The organism is Neorhizobium huautlense (assembly GCF_030811685.1).
Classification (GTDB): Bacteria; Pseudomonadota; Alphaproteobacteria; order Rhizobiales; family Rhizobiaceae; genus Neorhizobium; species Neorhizobium huautlense_A.
On record NZ_JAUSRF010000008.1, the window covers coordinates 1 to 19,151 of the forward strand.

A 19,151-nucleotide genomic window follows, 5' to 3' on the forward strand; every position below is an offset into this window, starting at 1 on the left:
TCGAGAGCCGTCTGTTCGGGAGCAGGTTTCTTCAACATGACCCAGTGAATCACAAAACCCCTGGACCAGCCAGGGGTTTGTCAGCAGTCTGAGGGCCGCATCGCGCGGCCCTTTCTGTTTTCGTTCATTTCCGTTCCAGTCGCGCCAGCAGCGACGACGTATCCCAGCGATTGCCGCCCATGTCCTGCACGTCGCCATAAAACTGGTCGACCAGCGCCGTGAGCGGCAGTTTTGCGCCGTTGTTGCGGGCCTCTTCCAGCACGATACCGAGATCCTTGCGCATCCAGTCGACGGCAAAACCAAAATCGTATTTGCCTTCGTTCATCGTCTTGTGGCGCGCTTCCATCTGCCAGGAGCCGGCGGCGCCCTTGGAAATGACCTCGACCACCTTTTCGATATCGAGACCGGCCCGTTTTCCGAAATGAATGGATTCCGCCAGTCCCTGAACAATGCCGGCGATGCAGATCTGGTTCATCATCTTGGTCAATTGGCCGGAGCCGACCGGGCCCATCAGGCCGACCATGCGGGCAAAGGCGTCGATGACCGGTTTGGCCTTGTTGAACGTTGCCTCATCGCCGCCGCACATGACCGTCAGCACGCCGTTTTCCGCACCGGCCTGTCCGCCGGAAACCGGGGCGTCGATAAAGCCGATATTTTTCTCAGTGGCGGCTGCGGCGAGTTCGCGTGCAACATCGGCGCTGGCCGTGGTGTTGTCGATCAGGATGGCGCCGGGTTTCATGCCGGAAAGCACGCCGGTTTCGCCGAGCGTGACCGAGCGCAGGTCGTCGTCATTGCCGACGCAGGTGAAAACGAAATCGGCATCCTTTGCCGCTTCCGCCGGTGTGGCTCCGGTCTTGCCGCCAAACTTTTTGGCCCAGTCTTCGGCCTTGGCGGCGGTGCGGTTATAGACGGTGACGTCGTGACCGCCTTTTTGCTTAAGATGTCCCGCCATCGGGAACCCCATGACCCCAAGACCGATGAATGCCACTTTCGCCATGCCAACCTCCAATGATGCGATGCTCCAAGGCTTAGAACAAACCGGGAGCATCGGGAAGCGTGCTGATGCGAAAAATCATTTTCCGAGAAGCGGTGTGATTGGCGAGATTAGGAGTTTCGCATTCCGACAGGGCCGGAATTGAGAAATGAAAACTCGCAAATGGGGTGTTTTTTGAAATGCGCGAATGTCGACCAATTCGATAGAGTATGGGAGCCTTTGACCATGGATGAGCCGCCGACGGTGATTGTTGCCGCGGGGTCGAACAGGGGATGGGTTCCATGGTTACACGAAGGCAGACACTCGGGCTGATCGGTGCGGCAGCGGTTTCGACGGTTCTTCCGATCGCGGGCAAGGCGAAGGCGGCCGCGAAGGAATTGCGCATCGGCTGGCAGAAGAACGGCGTGCTGGCACTGGCGAAAAGCCAGGGCGCGTTGGAAAAACGTTTTGCCGATCGCGGCATCAAGGTGACGTGGTCGGAATTCACCTCCGGCCCGCCGCTTCTGGAAGCACTCGGGGCTGGTGCGCTGGACTTTGGCCCTACCGGCGATGTGCCGCCGCTGTTTGCGCAGGCGGCGCGCGGCAACCTGCTTTATGTCGGCACCTATCGCGGCAGCGGGCAGGGTTCGGCCATTCTCGTCCACAAGGATAGCCCGATCCAGTCGGTGGCGGATCTGAAGGGCAAGAAACTCGCCTTCAAGCGCGGATCGAGTGCCCATAACGTCACCGTCAAGCAGTTGCGCAAGGCGGGCCTGTCCTTGGCGGATGTCACCTCGCTCGACCTTGCGCCGCCGGATGCGGCCGCAGCCTTCAAGAACGGTTCGATCGACGCCTGGTCGATCTGGGATCCCTACACGGCGATTGCGGAGGCCGACCCGAACACACGGGTGCTGACGACAGCGGAAGGCGTGGTCGACAGCTGGAGCTATTTTCTCGGCAATGGCGATTTCGTCGCCGAAAATGGCGAATTGATCGTCGAGATCATCGACGAGCTGAAGAAGGTCGGTACTGCCGCGCAGAGCAATTTCGATGAGACGGTGAAGGCGATCGCCTCGATTACCGGCGTGCCGGAAAATGTGACCAAGGTGGTGCTGTCACGCCGTGGCGCCGATCTTGGGGCTGTCTCGACGCTGCCTGAAACGGCGATCGAATACCAGCAGGCACTGGCCGACGAATTTTACGATCTCAAGATCATTCCCCGCAAACTCGATATCGCCAGCATCGTCTGGCGTCCGAAAGCCAGCTGAACCGTGCAGACAGGAGAACGACCATGAGCAATCCAGCAAAACCGATCGACTTTCTGTGGTTCATCCCGACGGGTGGCGACGGCACCTATCTCGGTGGTTCCGAACTGAACCGGCCGCCGGAAAACCGCTATCTGCGTGAACTGGCGCAGACGGTGGACCGGCTCGGTTATTCCGGCGTGCTTTTGCCCACCGGCGTCTCCTGCGAAGAGTCATTCGTGACCGCCGCCTCGCTGGCACCGTTTACGGAAAAGCTGAAGTTTCTGGTGGCGATCCGCCCCGGAACGGCGTCGCCCGCTTATTACGCGCGGCTGGCGGCAGCACTCGACCGGGTGACGAACGGGCGGCTGCTGCTCAATATCGTGGTGGGCGGCAATCCTTCGGAACTTGCCGGCGACGGCATTTTTCTGGAGCATGACGAGCGTTATGCCCATGCCGAAGAATTCTTTCAGGTTTTCGAGGATCTCGTCACCACCGGTCATGCCGATCTCGATGGCAAGCACATCAAGGCGAAGGGCGCAAAACTCGGTTTCCCGACCATCCAGCAGCCGCGTCCGCCGCTGTATTTTGGTGGATCGTCGGATGCCGGTATCGAGTTTTTTGCTGGTCGCGCCGACAAGTATCTGACCTGGGGCGAGCCGCCGGAGCAGGTGGAACAGAAGATCAAGGCGGTGCGGGCGGCGGCTGAAAAGCAGGGCAGGGAGGTCTCCTTCGGCATACGCCTGCATTTCATCGTGCGGGAAACCGACGAGGAGGCATGGGAGGCGGCCGACAAGCTGATCTCGAAACTCTCCGATGAGACGATCGCCAAGGCTCAGGCGCATTTTGCAACTGAATCCGACTCGGTCGGGCAGCGCCGCATGGCGGCCCTGCACAACGGTCGTCGCGACAAGCTGGAAGTCTCGCCGAACCTCTGGGCCGGTATCGGGCTGGTGCGTTCAGGTGCCGGTACGGCGCTCGTCGGTTCACCGAAAACGGTGGCGGCGAGGCTTCGCGAATATCAGGAGCTTGGCATCGAGACGGTGATCGGCTCCGGTTATCCGCATCTGGAAGAAGCCTATCGCGTGGCGGAACTGCTGTTCCCGGAACTCGGCATCGTGCGCGAAGAACAGCGGGCAGGCTTCGGCAACGAATTTGCTACGGCGAAACCGATCTTTGGCGGCGGCGGGCACGCGACCGTGCGTGCCGTTGCGGCATCCTGATAACCGATGGAGGCTTGGCCGATGACGACGATCGATACGTTTTCCGAAGGTCGAAAGCTGCGGCGGGCGACCAGTGGCACACCCAGAACTTTGACCGAGGGCACGCTGACCGAAGACAGGACGCAGGCTTCCCAAAACCCTCCCAAGGGCGCGGCGGACAGTGTGCAGGCAACAGCCGGGAAACCGGCTGGCCTGCGCACCATCTCGCGCGGGACATGGCTGCCTTATCTGGTGCCGGTGGGGCTGGTGCTTGTCTGGCAGGTCCTGTCGTCGACCGGCCTGATCTCCGACCGCATCATGCCATCGCCGGTGGCGGTGGTGGCTGCCTTCTGGGAGCGGCTGTTGTCCGGCGAGTTGGGACGCGACGTTGCGGTCAGCGGCGCGCGGGCGCTGAGCGGGTTGTTGATCGGCGGCTCGATCGGCTTTCTGCTCGGCATCGCCAATGGCGTTTCAAAACTGTCGGAACAGTTGACCGATACCACCTTGCAGATGCTGCGCACCATTCCGCATCTGGCGATGATCCCGCTGGTCATCCTGTGGTTCGGCATCGGCGAGGAGGCAAAGCTGTTTCTCACCTCGCTCGGCGTGCTGTTTCCGATCTATCTCAACACCTATCACGGTGTGAAAAATGTCGATCGCGATCTGGTGGAGATGGGAAAAATCTACGGCATGAGCAGCTGGTCGCTGTTCCGCAAGGTGATCTTTCCGGGCGCGCTGCCGTCGATCTTTGTCGGGCTTCGCTATGCGCTCGGCATCATGTGGTTGACGCTGATCGTGTCCGAATCGATCGCCGCAAATTCCGGCATTGGCTATATGGCCAATACCGCCCGCGAATTCATGATGACCGAGGTCGTGGTGCTGGCGCTGGTCATCTATGCCGTGCTCGGCAAGCTCGCCGATGTCATTGCCCGTGCGCTGGAGCGGTGGGCGCTGTCCTGGAACGCGGCCTACCAGGCCTGAGGAGAGATAATCATGCCAGTCAGTTCCTATCTGCACCCGACCGCCATGGTGTGGGACGCGTTCGAGCTTCAGGAAAGAGCCTATTTTCCCGACGGCACCGAGGTGCGGCCGATTGCCGAGCCGCCGGTGTTGCCAAAGGCGCCGGCCGGACTTCGCCTGCGCGGTGTCGAAAAGGCATTCGGTGACAATCGTGTGCTGCGCGGCATCGATCTCGATGTGCCGGCCGGGCAGTTCGTGGCCATCGTCGGCAAAAGCGGTTGCGGCAAGAGCACGCTTCTGCGGCTGCTGGTCGGGCTGGATGAGCCGACCGGTGGCGAGATCGATTTCATCGACGATGGTGGTGATCGCGTCGCGCCGGATGCGCGTATCGTGTTTCAGGAGCCGCGTCTTCTGCCGTGGTTTTCTGTGGCGGACAATGTTGCCGTTGGTCTGGGCGATGGGGTGCCGAAAGCGTTTGCACGGCGTGAGGCAGAACTCGTGCTGGAAGAGGTGCAGCTTTCCGAAAAGGCTAAGGAATGGCCGGCAAAACTATCGGGCGGACAGCGGCAGCGGGTGGCTTTGGCACGCGCGCTCGTGAGTAGACCGGGGCTGCTGGCGCTGGACGAGCCGCTTGGCGCACTCGATGCATTGACGCGCATCAGCATGCAGCAATTGCTGACAAGGGTCTGGCGGGAACTGGGTTTTACCGCCGTGCTGGTCACGCATGACGTAACGGAAGCCGTGCATCTGGCCGACCGCGTGATCGTGCTGGACGAGGGGCAGGTGACGCTGGATCTTGCGGTGCCGCAACCGCATCCGCGCCACCATGGAGATCCGGAGTTGGCCTTGCTGGAGGGCCGGCTTCTGGCGGCTGTCCTCGGCGAAAGCTGAGGATAGCCGGACTCGTTGGTCAGAACGGCTTGAGAACCGCTAGGGCCACGATGATCACCGTCGATACGAGAATGATCGGCATGCCGGCACGCACGAAGGCCGGCGGATCGAGCTTGGGGTCTTTGGCCATGCGGCGCATCCAGCCCTGCTGCATGCCGTGCAATGCCGACAAAAGCACCACGAACAGCAGTTTCGCGTGCAGCCAGCCATTGCCGGCAAAACCGGTATAAGCGAAGGCCAGCCACAGGCCAAAGATCCAGACGCCGGCCAGCGCCGTGGTGTTGACGATACGGTCGTATTTGCGCAGCACCTCGATGACGCCGGTGCGGATGGCCGGCGGCACCATGCCGATGGCAAATGCGTTCACCAGCATGCCGGCAATCAGCACGAAGTCGGAGATCAGGTGCAGGGCCCTGAGACAGAGATAAAGATCAGGCATGGTCGGTTTCCCAGATAAGGGCCTCGGTAAAGCCGAGTTCGGCAAAATCCTGACGCCTAAGCGCCTGTTCTGCCGGATCGGCGGTAAAAAACTCATCCAGCTGCGGCGGGCGAATCCGTGTTCCCGATAACATGGCATGCACCTGACCGCGATGGTGGATCTGGTGCTGGAAGAGATGCAGCAGGGTGCGGTCGGCTGTTTCCACTTGAATATGCGTAGCGCGCGGAATCCGCACCTCCGTTGCGAAGCCGTCTTCACCGAGGCATCGACAGTGGTCGATCAGGCGGTGGTCGGCGGCGCGTTGCTCGCGGTCGAGATCGGCAAAGGCCGGAAAAGGGATTTCCGGTTCGAAGGCGGTCGCTCCGATGCAATCGCCTTCGAGCGCGCTGATATAGAGCCAGTCGACGGTGAGGATGTGGTTGAGCGTGTGGATGATCGACGGAAAAAAGTTTTGACGCTCGGCGGCCAGCTCTTGTGCAGACAATTGCCCACAGGCTTTCAGTAGCCGGTGATTGGCCCAGGCATTATTATAGGCCTGGGCGATAAAATAGCGCCGTATGTCCATCCAACTCCCCCTCCAACGCTTAGCCTTTGCCAAGGACTATAACGTCAGTGTGCCGGATATGCAGGTGGTCACATTGCCGCCCACCCAGATATCGTCACCCACCTTATCGACATGGACACGACCGGCGCGGCCGAGAGCCGTGCCCTGTGCGGCGATGTAATGGTCCGGCGCGACACCGAAGCCGATCAGCCATTGGGCCAAGCCCGCATTGAGGCTGCCGGTGACCGGGTCCTCGTAGCCGTTGCGGGTGAAGGCGCGCACTTCGAACTGGGCGTCGGTGCCATCCAGATCGGGATCGAAAGGGCCGACGAGGCCGACGCGTGTGCCGGCGAGGATGGAATAGTCTGCCTTGGCTGCCAATACGTCGGTGCGCGAGGGCAGGAGAACGCCGATCCAGTCTGGGCCGTTTTCCACCCAGTTGCTGTCCCTGATCATCGCATCCGGCAGATTGAGGCCGCGCGCGATGCGCTCGACGATTGCCGGATCGACCGGGCCGGAGCGAACAAGCGGCGGGGCGGCGAAGGCCAATCGGTCACCATCACGGCGGATGCGCACGAGGCCGGCGCCGCATTCCTGCACGACTTCACCTTCGGGAGCGTTTTCTGCCTGGCTGAGCCACACATGGGCGCTGCCGAGCGTCGGATGGCCGGCAAAGGGCAGTTCTTGTGTCGGCGTGAAAATGCGGACGCGGTAATGCGCTTCCGGTGTCGTTGGTCGAAGCAGGAAGGTGGTCTCGGACAGGTTTGTCCAATTGGCGAAGGCCTGCATGTCGGCATCGGAAAGCCCATCGGCGCCGATGACGACGGCCAAAGGGTTGCCGCGCATGGCTTGCGCGGAAAAGACGTCGACCTGCTGGAAGGAAAATGTGGGCATGGGGATCACGGGAGTTGTTTCGGATAAACGGTGCGGCCGTCATCCTCGGGCTTGTCCCGAGGATCTGCAACTGCCTGTGATTATTGACGTGATTGGATCCTCGGGACAAGCCGGAGGATGACGTCGGAGTTGATGATGCCGGAGGGTATCAAAGCACCAGACGGAATTTGGCAAATCCGTTTTCGCCGTCTCCGGCATCCTCGATCTTTGCGCCCTTGACCGTTGCCGCATACTGGCGACCCTTCGGACCGCTTTCGAACACGGCAGTCGTATCGGCGAGCGGCTTGAACGACCAGTTGGCATCGGCCGACGGGTTGATCGTGCCCTGATCGACGATGTAGCGGACGATGACGTCGCGGTTGGTATCGGGGGCAACGAAGATGACCTTGTCGCCGGCGATCTCCGGGAATTTGCCACCGCCGCCGGCGCGATAATTGTTGGTGACGACCACGAATTTCTGTGCCGGATCGATCGGCTTTCCATCGAATGCCAGATCGACGATGCGGTTGGCATCCTGATTGATCAGCTTGCCGTCCTTGTCGAAACGCACCGGTTGGCTGAGGTCGATCTGGTAGGTGACACCATCGATCACGTCGTAATTATAGGACGGGAACCCGGTATTGATTAGGACGGCATCCTTGGAGCCGGCTTTAACCTGATTGAACATGCCGGCCGACATTTCCAGCCAGTTCTTTACCTGCGCGCCGGTGATGAGAACTGCCTGTACGGTGTTCGGGTAGAGATAGAGATCGGCGACGTTCTTGATGGCAATATCGCCGGCCGCGACATCGGTGAAATAGTCCGGGCCACCTCGGCCGCCGGCCTTGAAGGGAGCGGCGGCTGAGAGAACCGGCAGATCCTTGTATTCGCCGTCCTTCAGCATCTGCTTGATGTACCAGGTCTGTGCATTGGAGACGATCTGCACGGACGGATCGTCGGCCACCAGCGCGAAATAGGAATAGAGCGGCGCGGACGTCTTGCCAACGGCGCGGCGGACATAGGCAAGTGTGGCATCGTGATCGGTCTGGGCTGCGGCCAGAACCTCGGACTTGTCCTTCACATCGGCCACGATCTTGCGGTTATCGTCGCGGTGATAGATCGGCCGGGCTTCGGAGGTGGAGGAGATGATCTTCCAGCTATTGCCGTCTTTTTCCAGCAGCAGGTCGATCAGACCCATATGCGAACCCCAGAAACCGGCCATGACGGCGGGCTTGCCCATCAGTGTGCCCTTCTTGGCATCTGCACCGGTTATGCCGTCAAAATCCTTCGGGCCGGGGAAAACCAGATGCTGGTGACCGGTGAAGATCGCATCGATGCCCTCGACACCGGCAAGATACAGCGAGGCGTTTTCCATGCGCTCGCTCTGACCGGAGCCATCGATGCCGGAATGGGAGAGCGCGATGACGATATCGGCGCCTTCTTCCTTCATGACAGGAACCCAGGCCTTGGCGGCATCAACGATATCGCGGGTCTGCGCCTTGCCTTCCAGGTTTTTCGCATCCCAGGTCATGATCTGCGGCGGCACGAAACCGATGAAGCCGACCTTGATCGGCGAGGTGGCGCCCGAACCGTCTCGGATCTGCTTTTCGATGATCACGTAAGGCTTGAACATCAGTTCATCCTTTTTCGGATCGGAGGCCAGCATGCCCTTGGTGAGGTTGGCACAGACGAAGGGGAAACCGGCACCGGCCAGAACCTTGTTCAGAAAATCGAGGCCATAGTTGAACTCGTGATTGCCCATCGTGCCGACATCATAACCGAGCACGTTCATGGCGGAGATGACCGGGTGCTTGTCACCTTCCTTCATGCCGCGCTCATAGGCGACGTAATCACCGAGCGGGTTGCCTTGCAGAAAGTCGCCATTGTCGATCAGCATGGAATTGCCGGCCTCGGCGCGGATGCCGTCGATCAGCGAGGCGGTGCGGGCAAGGCCCAGCGTGTCGTTCGGCTTGTCGGCGTAATAGTCATAAGGGAAGACGTGGACGTGGATATCCGTGGTTTCCATGATGCGCAGATGCGCCTGATTGTTGGCGGCGCGGGCGGCGAATGGATGCAGGACCACGAGGGCCGAAGAAGCGGCAAAGCCGCCGATGAGGGCGCGGCGGCTGATGGGATGAAGACCGGACAATTGCGACATAAAAATCTCCCCTGGTGCTTATCGAGGCAACCTAAGCGCAATTGCATGGGGTTGCATCAGTAAAATGACAGAGGGTTGGATAAGTTCGAATGCCGCCGTTCAGCGCGTCAGGACCGGACGGATTTCCTGATGGAAGAAACGGAAATAGGACTGAACCTGCGCAGACGCGTTCGAGTTCGGGCGGAAATGGATTCCGAGACGACCACGATGCGACCATTTTACGGTGCCCTCGAGAATGCCGAGTTCTTCGGTCTCGATCTTGACGGCGCTGCCGGTGGCGGCGTGGAAAGGGCTGCCGAGATCGAGCGCCAGACCGGTATCCGACAGATCGACGATGCGGCCCTTGGCGGCCTGATTGTAATATTTTACGGTCCCGTAAATGCGGGTTTTGCGGCGCTGCGCGCTGCGGGTCTTCATACCAATGACAGCCATGCTGTATCTCTCCATCTTGTAATGGGAGGTATAGAGATAAGCTGTTGAATTACATTTCATTGCATCTGTAAAATTATAGCAATCCGAATGTAATTCGAGAAAAGCCCAATTAATCCCGATCTATACGGCACTGATAGCAGTTGTTGCGGGCAGAACGCACATGCAGATAGGCGATATCTTCTCGCGCCAGAAGCATTTTCGCACGGTCAGTAATTTCGGTGGTGGGTGTGACAGCGCCACTGCCATAAACGATACGATCATCCGCACCGTAACCGCGCACGATATATTCCGGGCTTTGCAGCATCGGCGGCAATACTTCCGTCGCTTCGTATCGTTCGCAGCTTTTGGCATGCAGGAAGATCGGCCCGGTTTCGGCATAGGGCTGCAGCGACGGGAAGGGGCGGTGGGCGAGGATCAGAAACGCTTCGCCGGCGTCGATGTTTTTCAGGCAATGGCGGCAGGGATGGCCGGGGCCGTCAGAGGTGGCTGTTTCAGGCGGATTGCCATAGGCGTCGGTGCCGCCGTTACGGAGGTTTTCGGCATAATCAGTCGGCATGGCGGTGAAGGTGATGGTCATGTCGGTCTCCCGTTCGGTTTCGGGAGAGATGAAACGGATGGCGATTAGCCGCCACCCGTTTCTTGCGTCACATGTCTTAGCGATCAAGCGCCATCAGCAGTTCGGCATCCGACATCGGCGGAACCCAGGCTTCGCTGGTGCCGACCGGCGAAAAACCCATCATCTGGTAAAGCTGCAGGGCACGCGGATGGTCGAGCGTGTTGGTGTTGACGGTGACCTTTTTCGGATTGTCCTGCCATGCGGCGTAAAGCGCCTGCAGCAGGAACCATTTGCCGATGCCCATGCCGATGGCGCGCTCGAACAGGCCGAAATAGGAAAGTTCGACGAGATCGTCGTTCAGCTTGTTCAGTTCGAAAAAGCCGGCCGGTGCGCCGTTGACGTAAAGAACGGTGACGCTGACCTTCGGGCTGTGGAGAATGTCCGACAGTTCCGCATCGCTCATGCGCAGACGTTCATACCAGTGCCAGCGTTTTCCCACCTGCCGGTAGAGATAACGGTAATAGCTGAGCGGCATGTCCTGCACGCTCATCAGTGCCGTCTGGATGTTGGCGGGGATCGGCAGGCTGTTTTTTGGCGCAGCCGTCATTTCCAGGCGGGTGATATGCGCCTTCAGCGGCTGCTGCTCCTTGCGCTCGATCGGTTCGGCCGGACCGGTGACAATGGCGGTGTCACTCTTGGATCCCCATTCCGACCAAGAGCCGTCATAGAGAGAATTGTCGGTATGGCCGAGCGATTCCAGCGCCAGCGTGACGACTGCGGCGGTGACGCCCGAACCGCAACTTGTGACGACCGGCTGCGAAAGATCAATACCGGCGTCGTCCATCATGCGCTTCAGCGTCGCGAGATCGTGGAAACGGCCATTGGCGGAAAGGCTGGTGGCGGGCAGGCTGCGGGCGCCGGGCATATGGCCGGAGCGCATACCGGCACGCGGTTCGGCCTCGTCGCCGGTAAAGCGGCCGGCACCACGGGCGTCGACCACCTGCCGCACGCCGGTATCGACGACGGCGCGCATTTCCGAAAAGCCGGTAACGCGGCTGCCACGGAAATGTGGGGTGAAGGTTGTCGGCACCGGTTCCGGCAGTTCGGTTTCGAGTGGGCGGTTTTCCGCCTTCCAACCGTCGAGGCCGCCATCAAGAACATAGACGTTTTCGGCACCCATCGTGCGCAGCATCCACCACACGCGCGGCGCGGAAAAGAAACCGGGACCATCATGCACAACGATCGTGTCGTGTTGGGAAATGCCGAGCTTGCCGATCTCCTCGGCGAAATATTCCGGCGAGGGCAGGCTGTGCGGCAGGCCGGTCGTGTGGTCGGCGATCACGTCCTGATCGAAAAAGACGGCGCCGGGAATGTGGCCACTCGCATATTCGGCAGCACCATTGCGATTATGCGCAGGCAGATACCAGGCGGCGTCGATAACGCGAAAACCCTTTGTGCCGAGCTGCTTTTCAACCCAGTCAGCGGATACGACGAAACGGCTTTTTGCTCCGCTCATGGCAGTCTCCCTTTGTATGGCAATCTCAGAGTACCGGTCAGGCTGTTTCTTCAGGCGTGCCGAAGCGGATACGGAACCGGCGGTTCTCCTTGCCCTTCTTTTCGATCTTGGAAATGTAGACGGGTCCGACTTCCTGCGTTTCCGACACATGCGTGCCGCCGCAGGGTTGGCTGTCGATGCTGGAATTTTCACCGATGCAGACGAGGCTGACACGCCCGAGCCCGACCGGTGGACGCACGTTCTTGGATTTGACCAGATCCGGATTGGCGGCCAGTTCTTCGTCGGTGATCCATTGCAGATAGACCGGGTGATTTTGATTGATGATCGCCATCATCCGTTCGGTCGCTGTCGTCTTGTCGAGCGGATCAGGGATTTCGCTCATGTCGAAATCGATGCGCGATTCATCCTCGCCGACGGCGGCACCGGTGACCGGGTAAGGGCAGACGACCGACAGGATGTGGCAGGCAGTGTGCATGCGCATCAGCTTGTAGCGGCGCGGCCAGTCGATGTGGATGGTCAGCTTTTCGCCCACCAGCGGCGACGGCTGGCCCTCGGCCGGAACATGCAGAATGATGTCCTTGGTGGCGCCATTTTTTGTGGTGGCGATCTCGATGCGAGACCCATCGGCACGCTCGAAAAAGCCGATATCGCCCGGCTGGCCACCGGAGGTCGCGTAAAAGCAGGTCTGGTCGAGTTCGATGGCGCCGTCCTCATGCAGAACGGTGACCGTGCCCTCGGCGGTCGAGAGATAGAAATCGTCGCGGAACAGGAGTTTCGTGGTCATCTGGATCTCAAACGGCTTCGAAGGGAGCGGCGATCTTGCTGGCCTTGGCGATCCACTGAGGCACCGGCAGTCCCTTGGACTTCAGGAATTCCGGGTTGAACATCTTTGACTGATACCGATTGCCGTAATCGCACAGGATCGTGACGATCGTATGCTCGGGGCCGAGATCGCGGGCGAGGTGAACCGCACCGGCGATGTTGATGGCAGTGGAGCCACCAAGGCAAAGGCCCTCGTTTTCGACCATGTCGAAGACATAAGGCAGGGCTTCCGCATCGCTGATCTTGTAGCTGAAATCGGGCGTAAAACCTTCGAGATTGGCGGTGATGCGGCCCTGGCCGATGCCTTCGGTGATCGAACTGCCTTCGGATTTCAGTTCGCCATTGGCGTAATAATCATAAAGGGCTGCACCATCCGGATCGGCAAGGCCGATCTTGATCGATGGATTGTGGGCGCGAAGACCTTCGGCCGTGCCCGCCAGCGTGCCGCCGGAACCGACCGAGCAGATAAACCCGTCGATCTTGCCGCCGGTCTGCTGCCAGATTTCCTGGGCTGTGGTTTCGACATGCGACTGGCGATTGGCGACATTGTCGAACTGGTTGGCCCAGATGGCGCCGTTCGGCTCTGTCTTGGCCAGCTGTTCGGCAAGGCGGCCGGAGACTTTGACGTAATTGTTGGGGTTCTTGTACGGAACCGCCGGCACTTCCACCAGTTCGGCACCCATGAGTTTCAGGGCGTCCTTCTTTTCCTGGCTCTGGGTTTCGGGAATGACGATGACCGTGCGGTAACCGAGTGCCTTGGCCACCAGCGTCAGGCCGATGCCGGTATTGCCGGCCGTGCCTTCGACGATGACACCGCCCGGACGCAGGAGGCCGCGCTTTTCCGCATCGCGAATGATGTAGAGCGCGGCGCGATCCTTGACCGACTGTCCCGGATTGAGAAATTCCGCCTTGCCGAGGATTTCGCAGCCCGTGGCATCCGAGGCGCCTTTCAGACGAATCAGGGGAGTGTTGCCGATTACGCTGAGCACCGAGGAATGCGGGGTCATGGAAATGCCTTTTCTTTCGACTAATGGGCGTGCCGTGTTTCTACAGGCGAAGGCGAGAGTACACGACCTAGTAACCGTCTTGTCTACGGACAATGGCGAAGACGCAAGAAATTCTGTTTCTGGAAACGGGACAGGCTTAATTTCTTATTCACCCCCTAATTTTCAGGACTGGCGGCTTGCCGCAAATATCCCCACATTAGGGGAAATTTCCCCTGTTGCAGAGGCAGGGACACAGGAAGGTTGCGAAGTGATGCAGGCATTCGCCTGGCAGTGTTGGAAAATTTGTGCGGTTAAAGGCTTGAGTGCCTGCGTGCTTGGAGCCGAAACAGTTGTCGAGGTGGCAGCATGACGGTCGCCATGCTCGACGCGCTTATCTCCGAATATGTAGCGGGCGATCTGCCCGAACCCGCGCGTGTGCTGATCGCGTCCCATATCGAAATGAAACCGTCTTCCGCGATGATGGCGAGAACGCTGGAGGCGCTTGCGGGTCAGACGCTTGAGGCGACGAGGACACGGGCGCTGGTCAACGGTGAACGCCAGATCGACTCCATCATGCGCTCCACACCGCCGCATCTGCGTCTGGTGCAGTCGCGCGAAAAACAGTCCGTTCTGCCGAGGGCGCTCCATGCGCATCTCGGTTACGATCTGGACGAGGTGCCGTGGAAGACCAAGCTGCCGGGTCTGAAACAGCACATGATCGAACACGACAAGGATGACGGCTCGGAAATGAGCCTATTATGGGCGCGTCCGGGCAGGGCGCTGCCGAACCATACCCATGAGGGGCTGGAGCTGACGCTGGTGCTGGACGGTGATTTTCACGATCATCGCGGCTCGTTCGGGCGTGGTGATGTGTCGGTGGCGGATGAGGATCTCGATCATCGCCCGGTGGCGGGCATGGGGAAACCGTGTCTCTGCCTGTCGGTCCTGTTTGCGCCGATTGTCCTCTCCGGCTCCAAGATGGGTCTGCTCGGCGACATTTTGGGGCTTTGAGCCCTTATCTTTCCTCCAAAAGAAAACACCCCACCGGCGAACCGGGCGGGGTGTTTTTTGCCTTGGGAGGCTTTGTCTGATTAGTCTTCAGCGCCGGCGACCTGCGACAGGACTTCGCCACGGCCGCGGGCACGCATGATCAGCGGCACGACGAGCGCGATCACGGCCAGCACCAGAAGCGTGGCGGCGATCGGCGAGCTGACCAGCACGGTCGGATCGCCCTGGCTGATCGACAGCGCACGGCGCAGCTGCTGTTCCGCCATCGGGCCAAGGATGAGGCCGACGACCACAGGCGCGATCGGATAACCCATGACACGCATGATGTAGCCGAGGACACCGAAGGCGAGCAGCATGCCGAGCTCGAACACCGACGGATTGGCGCCGATCGTGCCAAGCGTCGCGAACATCAGGATGCCTGCGTAAAGCCAGGGCTTCGGGATTGTCAGCAGACGCACCCACAGGCCGATCAGCGGCAGGTTGAGAACCAGCAGCATGAGGTTGGCGATCAGCAGCGAGGCGATCAGGCCCCAGACGAGCTGCGGATTGGTGGCGAACAGGAGGGGGCCCGGCTGCAGGCCGAACTGCTGGAAGCCGGCGAGCATGATCGCAGCGGTCGCCGTCGTCGGCAGGCCGAGCGTCAGAAGCGGAACGAGCGTACCGGCAGCAGAAGCGTTGTTCGCGGCTTCCGGGCCGGCGACACCTTCGATGGCGCCCTTGCCGAACTCTTCCGGGTGCTTGGAAAACTGCTTTTCCGCCGAATAGGAGAGGAAGCTCGAAACGTCGGCGCCGCCGGCCGGCATGGCACCGATCGGAAAGCCGATCGCCGTGCCGCGCAGCCAGGGTTTCCACGAACGGGCCCAGTCCTGCTTGTTCATCCAAAGCGAGCCCTTGACCGCCTCGACCTTTTCAGGCGCACGGCTGCCCTGTGCGGCAACGTAGAGCGTCTCGCCGATGGCGAACATGGCAACGGCAAGCGTCGTCACTTCGATACCGTCGAGCAGGTCGGGAATGCCGAAGCTCATGCGCGTCTGGCCGGTCAGCTGGTCGATACCGATGATGGCGAGCGCGAGACCGATGAACAGCGAGGTGAGGCCACGCAGGGTCGAATCGCCGAAGGCGGCCGACACGGTGACGAAGGCGAGAACCATCAGCGCAAAATATTCACGGGGGCCAAAGGCGAGCGCGAATTTGACGACGAAGGGAGCAATGAAGGCGAGCGCCACGGTGGCGATGAGGCCGGCGACGAAGGAGCCGATCGCAGCCGTTGCCAGAGCGGGACCGCCACGGCCGGCGCGGGCCATCTTGTTACCCTCGAGCGCGGTGACGATCGAGGCGCTTTCGCCGGGCGTATTCAGAAGGATCGAGGTGGTCGAGCCGCCATACATGCCGCCGTAATAGATGCCGGCAAACATGATCAGCGAACCGGCCGGATCAAGCTGGTAGGTGACGGGCAGGAGCAGCGCCACGGTGAGCGCCGGGCCGATGCCGGGCAGGACGCCGACCAGCGTGCCGAGCGTGACGCCGATCAGCGCATAGAACAGGTTCATCGGCTGTGCGGCGATGGACAAGCCCTGCAAGAGGAAATCGAAGGTATTCATCGAGGCTTACTTCCTAGAGCATGCCAGACAAACCGGACGAGCGGTTTGCAGTCACGACATGCGAGAAAACAAAGGCCTAAGGCGTGACTGCTGATGCGGGATGCATCACGCCTTAGAAGAACAGTCGTTCGAGCGGGCCGGCCGGCAGCGACAGCTGCAGAAGCTGCGCGAAGGCGATCCAGACGACGAAGGCAAGCGCGATGCCTGCGGGGATGGAAAACCAGACCTTGCGCTTGCCGAAACCGGCGGCGGTCATGGCGAACAGGATGCCCGTCGCGATGGAAAAACCTGCGGTGGTGAGCAGCATCATCTGGGCGGCAAGGCCACCGACGATCCAGGCGATCGGCGAGATTTCCTGGTGTTCGCGTTCGGGGAAATCGCCACGGAAAGCCGCAACGACCGTCCAGATCGCCAGGGCGACAAGACAGAAGGCGATGACTTCGGGAACGGTTGCCGGACCTATGCCGGAATAACCGCCGCCGCTTTCCAGTCTGTTCACATCGAAGAAGATGACGGCCGCGATGGCGGCAAGAACGGGAGCCACGGCAAGCGCCGCCCAATCAGGGCGGCGCGCGTGTTTGTGGTTGTGATTACCAGTGGTCATTTAACCAGTCCGATGTCCTTGAGAATGGTTTCGGTCGCGGCAATGTCCTTGGCGAGCTGGTCTTCGAACGCCTTGCCGGCGAGGAACGTGTCCTGCCACTTCTTGGTCTTCAGCGTTTCCTGCCAGGTGGCGGATTTTACCAGCTTTTCGACATCGGCGGTGATAGCGGCCTTCTGCTCTTCGGTGATGCCGGGAGCAGCAGCAACCATGCGCCAGTTTTCGAGAACGACGTCGAGACCGGATTCCTTCAGCGTCGGGGCGTCGGCGCCTTCGATGCGCTCGGCGCTCGAGACGGCGAGAAGACGCAGCGTCCCGGCCTTAACCTGCGGTTCGAATTCGCCGTAGGACGAAATGCCGGCAGTAACCTGATTGCCGAGGATGGCTGCGAGGGCCTCGCCGCCGCCCGAATAGGCGATGTAGTTGATCTTGGTCGGATCGACGCCGGCTGCCTTGGCGATCAGGCCTGCACCGATATGGTCGGTGCCGCCGGCCGAACCGCCAGCCCAGGAAACCGAACCCGGATCGGCCTTCAGCTTTTCGATCAGCTGGCCGATATTCTGGATTTCCGAAGCGGCCGGAACGACGACGGCTTCGTATTCACCGGTCAGGCGTGCGATCGGGGTGATGGCGTCGAGCGTGACCGGAGCCTTGTTGGTGAGGATGGCGCCGACCATGACGTAACCGCCGACGAGCAGCGAGTTCGGGTTGCCCTTCTGCTGGCTGGCGAACTGGGCGAGGCCGATCGTGCCACCGGCGCCCGGTACGTTGACGACCTGAACCTTGCCGGAAATCTTTTCCTTCTGCAGGTCGGCCTGCAGCGAGCGGGCCGTCTGGTCCCAGCCGCCGCCCGGAGCTGCCGGTGCCACGATGGTGTAATCGGCAGCATAGGCCGGCAGTGCCATTGCACCAGCCATGAACGAGGCGATCAAAAAGTGTTTCAAGTGTCTTCCTCCAAAGGCGCCTTCAGGCGCGGTGTCTTTGCTGGAGACAGGAGGAGCGGTGCCGGGTTCGCCCAGCTTAAAAGTCTCTCTCCCATATCCACCGGTTTCCGCCTCCACGCGTCCACCGATCATTTGTTAAGCCAACATATGAAGCTGACATCTAACTGACACTTCGCCTGTGCTTGGCGTTTGGCAAGTGGAAATAGTGTTTATTGGCGTCGCAGAACGTCGTTCCAGTGCGAAATCAGGCGAGCACGCTTCACCTGATCAAGGTAAACCATGAGGCCGAGACTGACTGGGACGGGTTTTAGTTGCCCGCCAAGTATCTTCTGCAGTGCCGTGCCGGTATTGGCGCCGGCGACATCCGGGCTGACGGCCGGGATCTGCACGTCGACGGCGAGGATCGTCTGGCCTTCCTTCGACATGAAGAATTCCAGATATTTTCGGCCGAGATCGGGAGACGCCGCCGCCTGCGGCACGAGGCCGATGCGTGACATCACGACGGTATAATCCTTGGGCAGGAGAATGCCGATATGCGGATGCCGGGTTGCCCAGTTCGAGGCGTAGGAGCCGACAATATTATATCCCAGCACGAATCGGCCGTCGGCGACGCGTTCGAGAATGGCCTCGCTGGTGGAATAAAGTTTTACGCCGGCGGCTCCCATGGCCCTGACGACCGACCAGATATCGCCGAACTGTTCCTGATCGCGCGACATGAACAGGAAACCGACGCCGGACCGCTCGATATCATAGGTGCCGATACGGCCGTGCACGGCATCACCCTGGCTTTCCAGATAATCCACGAGTTCGGCGCGGGTGGAGGGCGGCGGTGACTTTTCAAAACTCGGTTTGTGATAAACGAAGACGGCCGGTTCGAAAGTCAGTGCATAGACCGTGTCGCGCCAATTGGCCCATTCCGGCCAGCGTTCGCTCATCGGCATTTCGCTGACCTGAGCGTAACCGTCATTGGCGAGCTTGACCTGCAGGTCCATGGCCGAGGAAAAGGCGAAATCGGCGGTTTTCTGCCCGGCATCGGTTTCGTGAACGATACGGTCGTAGATCTCGCCGGTCAGCATTTCCTCGTAGCGGATGGCGATATCCGGGTTGGCCTTCTGGAAACCGGCGATCATCGGTGTTGCGAGCGGCCGGTCGAGCGAGGAATAGACTTTCAGCTCGCGCGCATCCGTGTGGCCGGAAAGGGCAGGGAAGAACGTTTCCTCCGTCGCCGACGCGGCGATGGGACAGAGGAGCGTGAAAAACAGCGGGAGCGTAAAAGCCTTCATCTTCAGAACATGCCCGACTGCCCGACAAACGACAAGCATGGGTGCAGCTTGCGCAAACACAACTGCTGGGAAAAACAATTTTTTCGTAACTTGTTTGCGAAAATCCGTGTGCCTACCT

The 19,151-nt window shown here is 60.4% G+C and carries 20 protein-coding genes; 6 read left to right on the plus strand and 14 right to left on the minus strand.

Annotation, left to right across the window (positions count from 1 at the left end; translation table 11 throughout):
• Positions 1-124 precede the first annotated feature (124 nt).
• Entirely contained in the window at positions 125-1,048 is a 924-nt protein-coding gene (locus J2T09_RS13025; protein ID WP_306835326.1) for an NAD(P)-dependent oxidoreductase, read from the minus strand.
• 227 nt (positions 1,049-1,275) lie between these two features.
• On the opposite strand from J2T09_RS13025, the gene J2T09_RS13030 reads away from it, so the two are divergent.
• Genes J2T09_RS13030 through J2T09_RS13045 form a run of 4 tightly spaced genes read left to right on the plus strand, consistent with a single transcriptional unit; the run spans position 1,276 to position 5,270 of the window.
• The gene (locus J2T09_RS13030) at positions 1,276-2,241 is read left to right on the plus strand and encodes an aliphatic sulfonate ABC transporter substrate-binding protein (RefSeq protein WP_306835328.1); all 966 of its coding nucleotides are present in this window, start codon (positions 1,276-1,278) and stop codon (positions 2,239-2,241) included.
• A gap of 23 nt (positions 2,242-2,264) precedes the next feature.
• Positions 2,265-3,440, plus strand: coding sequence for an FMNH2-dependent alkanesulfonate monooxygenase (ssuD, locus tag J2T09_RS13035; protein ID WP_306835330.1), 1,176 nt, complete (start codon positions 2,265-2,267; stop codon positions 3,438-3,440).
• A 21-nt stretch (positions 3,441-3,461) separates the two neighbouring features.
• Entirely contained in the window at positions 3,462-4,400 is a 939-nt protein-coding gene (locus J2T09_RS13040) for an ABC transporter permease subunit (RefSeq protein WP_306835331.1), read from the plus strand.
• A gap of 12 nt (positions 4,401-4,412) precedes the next feature.
• Entirely contained in the window at positions 4,413-5,270 is an 858-nt protein-coding gene (locus J2T09_RS13045) for an ABC transporter ATP-binding protein (protein WP_306835333.1), read from the plus strand.
• A 19-nt stretch (positions 5,271-5,289) separates the two neighbouring features.
• Here J2T09_RS13045 and J2T09_RS13050 read toward each other — a convergent pair whose 3' ends face one another.
• From J2T09_RS13050 to J2T09_RS13090, 9 genes are all read right to left on the minus strand, one after another.
• The gene (locus J2T09_RS13050; protein ID WP_306835335.1) at positions 5,290-5,709 is read right to left on the minus strand and encodes a CopD family protein; all 420 of its coding nucleotides are present in this window, start codon (positions 5,707-5,709) and stop codon (positions 5,290-5,292) included.
• Entirely contained in the window at positions 5,702-6,274 is a 573-nt protein-coding gene (locus tag J2T09_RS13055) for a DinB family protein (RefSeq protein WP_306835630.1), read from the minus strand. Before J2T09_RS13055 ends, J2T09_RS13050 begins: the two co-directional genes overlap by 8 nt.
• A 36-nt stretch (positions 6,275-6,310) precedes the next feature.
• Complete coding sequence (locus tag J2T09_RS13060; RefSeq protein ID WP_306835337.1) at positions 6,311-7,147, minus strand: PhzF family phenazine biosynthesis protein; 837 nt, start codon at positions 7,145-7,147, stop codon at positions 6,311-6,313.
• Between the two features lie 148 nt (positions 7,148-7,295).
• The gene (locus J2T09_RS13065; RefSeq protein ID WP_306835339.1) at positions 7,296-9,284 is read right to left on the minus strand and encodes a bifunctional 2',3'-cyclic-nucleotide 2'-phosphodiesterase/3'-nucleotidase; all 1,989 of its coding nucleotides are present in this window, start codon (positions 9,282-9,284) and stop codon (positions 7,296-7,298) included.
• Positions 9,285-9,383: 99 nt separating this feature from the next.
• Positions 9,384-9,716, minus strand: coding sequence for a PilZ domain-containing protein (locus J2T09_RS13070; RefSeq protein WP_306835341.1), 333 nt, complete (start codon positions 9,714-9,716; stop codon positions 9,384-9,386).
• A 109-nt stretch (positions 9,717-9,825) separates the two neighbouring features.
• Positions 9,826-10,293 (minus strand): DUF1203 domain-containing protein, encoded by a 468-nt coding sequence (locus tag J2T09_RS13075; protein WP_306835343.1) that lies wholly within the window; start codon positions 10,291-10,293, stop codon positions 9,826-9,828.
• A 76-nt stretch (positions 10,294-10,369) separates the two neighbouring features.
• Positions 10,370-11,788, minus strand: a complete 1,419-nt coding sequence (gene sseA, locus J2T09_RS13080; RefSeq protein ID WP_306835346.1) for a 3-mercaptopyruvate sulfurtransferase — start codon at positions 11,786-11,788, stop codon at positions 10,370-10,372.
• A 37-nt stretch (positions 11,789-11,825) separates the two neighbouring features.
• Positions 11,826-12,572, minus strand: a complete 747-nt coding sequence (locus J2T09_RS13085; RefSeq protein WP_306835348.1) for an alanyl-tRNA editing protein — start codon at positions 12,570-12,572, stop codon at positions 11,826-11,828.
• Positions 12,573-12,579: 7 nt separating this feature from the next.
• The gene (locus J2T09_RS13090) at positions 12,580-13,617 is read right to left on the minus strand and encodes a cysteine synthase A (protein ID WP_306835349.1); all 1,038 of its coding nucleotides are present in this window, start codon (positions 13,615-13,617) and stop codon (positions 12,580-12,582) included.
• On the opposite strand from J2T09_RS13090, the gene J2T09_RS13095 reads away from it, so the two are divergent.
• Together J2T09_RS13095 and J2T09_RS13100 are read left to right on the plus strand one after the other, a co-directional pair.
• Positions 13,616-13,966: a hypothetical protein gene (locus J2T09_RS13095; protein WP_306835352.1), complete on the plus strand. Its 351-nt coding sequence runs from the start codon at positions 13,616-13,618 to the stop codon at positions 13,964-13,966. The genes J2T09_RS13090 and J2T09_RS13095 overlap by 2 nt on opposite strands.
• Complete coding sequence (locus J2T09_RS13100) at positions 13,963-14,607, plus strand: ChrR family anti-sigma-E factor (protein ID WP_306835353.1); 645 nt, start codon at positions 13,963-13,965, stop codon at positions 14,605-14,607. The genes J2T09_RS13095 and J2T09_RS13100 overlap by 4 nt, the downstream gene beginning before the upstream one ends.
• A gap of 80 nt (positions 14,608-14,687) precedes the next feature.
• On the opposite strand, the gene J2T09_RS13105 is transcribed toward J2T09_RS13100, so the two are convergent.
• The 4 genes from J2T09_RS13105 to J2T09_RS13120 all read right to left on the minus strand — a co-directional run bounded on the left by J2T09_RS13105 (position 14,688) and on the right by J2T09_RS13120 (position 19,033).
• The gene (locus J2T09_RS13105; protein ID WP_306835354.1) at positions 14,688-16,205 is read right to left on the minus strand and encodes a tripartite tricarboxylate transporter permease; all 1,518 of its coding nucleotides are present in this window, start codon (positions 16,203-16,205) and stop codon (positions 14,688-14,690) included.
• A gap of 112 nt (positions 16,206-16,317) precedes the next feature.
• Positions 16,318-16,809: a tripartite tricarboxylate transporter TctB family protein gene (locus tag J2T09_RS13110; protein WP_306835357.1), complete on the minus strand. Its 492-nt coding sequence runs from the start codon at positions 16,807-16,809 to the stop codon at positions 16,318-16,320.
• A complete protein-coding gene (locus J2T09_RS13115) occupies positions 16,806-17,750 on the minus strand; it encodes a Bug family tripartite tricarboxylate transporter substrate binding protein (protein ID WP_306835359.1) in 945 nt (314 codons plus the stop codon). Before J2T09_RS13115 ends, J2T09_RS13110 begins: the two co-directional genes overlap by 4 nt.
• Positions 17,751-17,959: 209 nt before the next feature.
• Positions 17,960-19,033, minus strand: a complete 1,074-nt coding sequence (locus tag J2T09_RS13120; protein ID WP_306835361.1) for an ABC transporter substrate-binding protein — start codon at positions 19,031-19,033, stop codon at positions 17,960-17,962.
• Positions 19,034-19,151: the final 118 nt, after the last annotated feature.